Raw genomic sequence first — 3,391 nt, forward strand, 5'->3', positions numbered from 1 at the left:
TGTTAGCGGCGGTGCAAATCCGACACTAAACGGCGGCGCAAGGTTAAGTAAAAGCGTCAACAACCGTGGTCAGTCGTTGGCGCCCATGGTCGAGCGTGCCGATCGTTAGTCAGAATGGATCGGCCTCGTTGTCACGAGGAGGGTGAGGGTTTCCAGGAGGCGAGCGCTGTTCGCGCAGCAGTTCATTGAGCGCAATCTGATAGTGCCCGACGATGCGCTCGCGGAGATCGTCGATAAGTTCGACGACAGCGAGCGCCTGATCAGCGGACCAGTTCTCCGCGATCAGGAACTCGAGCCCGTGGGTGATACCTGAAGGCTGATGAAGGGGCTTCATGGTTTTGTCTTCCCGCCGCGTGCCGCGCCGCGCCTGCTTGCCCGCTGCTCGGCGCGTTCACGGGCTTCCTTCACCCGGTATGACTCGCCTTCGATGGCGATGACTTCCGCGCGGTGCACCAGCCGGTCTACCAGCGAGACGACGCACGCGGCGTTTGGAAACACCTCTGACCATTCTGCAAATGGTCGATTGGTTGTCACGACTGTACTCGCGACTCCATACCGGCGGCTGATCAGTTCGAACAGCAGGTCGGCATTGCGATTGGAATAGGACAAGTATCCGAGCTCGTCAATGACGAGCACCGCAGGCGACGTATAGCGGTGCAGCCGCCGGCGTAAAGCCGAGTCACTGTCGAGCGCAGCGAGCTCACCGAGCATCTGGCCGGCGCTCGTGAACAGCGCCGTGTGCCCGTTCACGAGCGCCTGGTAGGCCAGGTTTAACGCCAGCGTCGACTTGCCCACGCCGTTCGGGCCAATCAGTACTACGTTGGCGTAGTCCCTGACGAACTCGAGCGACATCAGCTCTTCGACCGCGAGCCGGTCGCAGCGCGCAGGCCACGCCCAGTCGAAGTCGCACAGCGGTTTGAAGTTACCCAGATGGGCGTCGCGAATGCGCCGTTCAAGCGAACGGCGGGCACGCTCGTCTTCCTCCCATCGCACGAGCGGTTCGACCCAGTCAGCATTGGTGAGTTCGGGCCAGTGCGTCAGCAGCCCGTACAGGCGCAAGGCGTTTGCGCGGCTTTGCAGATTCTCAGTCGTGCTCATCGTGCGCTCCATTGAGCTGATCGTAGATGTCGAGCCGGTGGGGCGTCACCAGCGTGTCCTTGTTGCGCACGTGTTCGGGCAGACTGATGGTCACCGGCGGAGGTGCCTGGCGGGCTTCGCGCCGACGCTCGAGCGCCAGACGCACCGGATTCTGGTGAGGCGCGGCATCGCTGGCGAGCGTTTCCTCAATCGCAGCCTGCAGCTCGGCCGCGCCGTAGCGATCAAGCAGGCGCAGCAGCTGGGCGGTGATGTTGCCCAGATTGGCGCCGCGCTCAGCGGCGCGCAGCATCAGGTTCCGGCAGGCCGGCGCCGCATGGGCCAGATGGTCCAGACCGCGATGGTGGCGCGCTTCGCGCTTGCTGGCGACGAGCGCGTCCAGATGTGCGGCGATCTCGATCTGCGCGCCACGATCGTAACTGCGCTCATGGGTCGCGAGCAGATCGGCGCCGTCGAGAATGCGCACCCGCCCGGGGTCGGCACGTACCGTGAGCGTGCGGCGCACGTGGGTATGCGGGATCGAGTAGTCGTTCAGATCGAAGCGGACATACGGCTGTTTGCCGACCGTCACGGCCAGTTGCAGTTCACACGGGTACGGATTCTCCGGCAACGCGAGCAGGCTGGGTTGCTCGCGGGCGAAGGCCTCACGCACGGTGATCGTGGGCTCCTCGCGGCAGGGGCGATCGGCTGCTGGCCCCGCGCACCAGAGTGCGGCCTGGGCGTTCAGATCATCAAGGTCAGTGAATTTGCGCGCGGCAAAGAACGCGTCGCGTACAAACCTGATGGCACGCTCGACGCGCCCCTTCTCGTTTCCTCTGGCGATGGCCACGGGACGGGGTTCGTAGTGATGATGCGCGGCGAACGCGAGCAGTTGCGGATTGAAACGGATCGCGTCGCCCTGGCGTTCGAGCACGGCACTGCGCAGATTATCGTATTTGATGATCCTGGGTAATCCGGACCATGCTGCGAAGGCGCCGGCGTGACCCGCCAGGAAGCTGTCCATGCGCGCATCCAGGAAGAAGTGCAGATAGATCTGACGTGACCACGACAGCACCATCACGAAGGCCATCAGGGGCCGGCGCGCACGCCCGATCTGCAGGCGATCGAAATGCGCCCAGTCGCACTCGCCGACTTCCCCAGGCAACGTGCGCAGGCGCAGGTAAGCCTCGGCAACAGGCCGTGGGCGGTGCAGCGCCACCTGGTGGCGGAAATGGTGGAGGTTGCCCCGGTAGCCGCGCTCGCTGACCATCGCATACAGCCGGCTCGCCGTGAGCGAGGGAAACTTCTTCAGCGTCTCATGGATGAACGGCAGGTAGGCATCGATCTGCGCGGGTCGCAGCACTGCGCCAATGCGTGGCAGGCCAGCCTGTGCGAGCACGCGCTGCACGGTGCCGCGGTGCACGTGCAACTGGCGCGCGATGGTGCCGCAACGCCACTTCTCAACGTGGTAGTAGCGCAGGATCTGCGCCTCGAGTTCGACTCCGATGGTCATGGGTCACCTGTGTAGTGGGTAGCAGTCCGAACATCACGGAAGACCCGACGGCGAAGTGGACCCAGGCGTAGGAAGCCCGCACAGACGCAGTGGCAGAAGTGGCAATGCTCAGGCACAGGTGTGGTGTGCGTGGATACCGCTGCGGTGGCCGATGTCGTCGAAGTCGGTATCAGTAAAGCATCGGCGGCAGGCTCAGCGGAACCCTGATGCGTCACTTTATTGTTGCGGCTGCGATAGCGGCGCATCCGTTCGGCGTGCGCAAAACGGCCGTGGCGGGTGCGCTGGTAGCGTTGACCGGCCACACGCATGCTGGTTTGATGAGCGAGCAACGAACAGTCGCCGTCGCAATAGATCTGGCCGCGGTCGCAACGGCGGCAAACGATGACCTGCGCCCGGCAACGGGCGCAGACAAAGAGGCGGGCTGAGCTCGGCACCGGCAATCCCTGTCAATGCCGATGCGATATCGACAGAGCTTACGGGCAGTGCCATACTTGGGCACACCCGCACCCTGTCGTGCGCGTGCTGGGCTCGACACCGGATTGAACTTGGCGGTTTGCGCCGGTGCCGGGCCTGTTTCTTCGGCGGCAAATCCTCTTTTACCGCATCAGGCCTGCTGCGTCACCCCTTCCTGAACCGGCTCTCGCCGGGGCGCATCTGCACTCGCCCTACGGGCTCCTTTCGATGCGCCCCATAACCTCAGCGCCACCCGTATCAGTCATCTCGGATTAGCACGGAAGACTAGAAAACATTCCGAATTCCTGACTGACGCCGCCGTTTAACGTCGGATTTCGACCGCCGTTCACA

At 63.7% G+C, this 3,391-nt stretch carries 4 protein-coding genes; 1 reads left to right on the top strand and 3 read right to left on the bottom strand.

Going from position 1 to position 3,391, the window contains the following annotated elements; all coding sequences use genetic code 11:
* Window positions 1-109: 109 nt before the first annotated feature.
* The 3 genes from M0D67_RS41785 to istA are packed head-to-tail and all read right to left on the bottom strand — an operon-like array spanning window position 110 to window position 2,587.
* Window positions 110-334 (bottom strand): hypothetical protein, encoded by a 225-nt coding sequence (locus M0D67_RS41785; protein ID WP_200654721.1) that lies wholly within the window; start codon window positions 332-334, stop codon window positions 110-112.
* On the bottom strand, window positions 331-1,098 hold the full coding sequence (gene istB / locus M0D67_RS41790) for an IS21-like element helper ATPase IstB (protein ID WP_266243613.1): 768 nt from the start codon (window positions 1,096-1,098) through the stop codon (window positions 331-333). Before istB ends, M0D67_RS41785 begins: the two co-directional genes overlap by 4 nt.
* On the bottom strand, window positions 1,085-2,587 hold the full coding sequence (gene istA / locus M0D67_RS41795; protein WP_266243616.1) for an IS21 family transposase: 1,503 nt from the start codon (window positions 2,585-2,587) through the stop codon (window positions 1,085-1,087). Before istA ends, istB begins: the two co-directional genes overlap by 14 nt.
* Before the next feature lie 206 nt (window positions 2,588-2,793).
* On the opposite strand from istA, the gene M0D67_RS41800 reads away from it, so the two are divergent.
* On the top strand, window positions 2,794-3,012 hold the full coding sequence (locus tag M0D67_RS41800) for a hypothetical protein (protein WP_200653613.1): 219 nt from the start codon (window positions 2,794-2,796) through the stop codon (window positions 3,010-3,012).
* Window positions 3,013-3,391 lie beyond the last annotated feature (379 nt).

This window comes from Paraburkholderia sp. SECH4, from assembly GCF_030511745.1.
GTDB lineage: Bacteria > Pseudomonadota > Gammaproteobacteria > Burkholderiales > Burkholderiaceae > Paraburkholderia > Paraburkholderia madseniana.

What these genes read in the sequence shown, in the direction of transcription:
- M0D67_RS41800 (WP_200653613.1), top strand. Translation starts at nt 2,794, where the DNA reads ATGCGTCACTTTATTGTTGCGGCTGCGATAGCGGCGCATCCGTTCGGC.
- istB (WP_266243613.1), bottom strand. Translation starts at nt 1,098, where the DNA reads ATGAGCACGACTGAGAATCTGCAAAGCCGCGCAAACGCCTTGCGCCTG.
- istA (WP_266243616.1), bottom strand. Translation starts at nt 2,587, where the DNA reads ATGACCATCGGAGTCGAACTCGAGGCGCAGATCCTGCGCTACTACCAC.
- M0D67_RS41785 (WP_200654721.1), bottom strand. Translation starts at nt 334, where the DNA reads ATGAAGCCCCTTCATCAGCCTTCAGGTATCACCCACGGGCTCGAGTTC.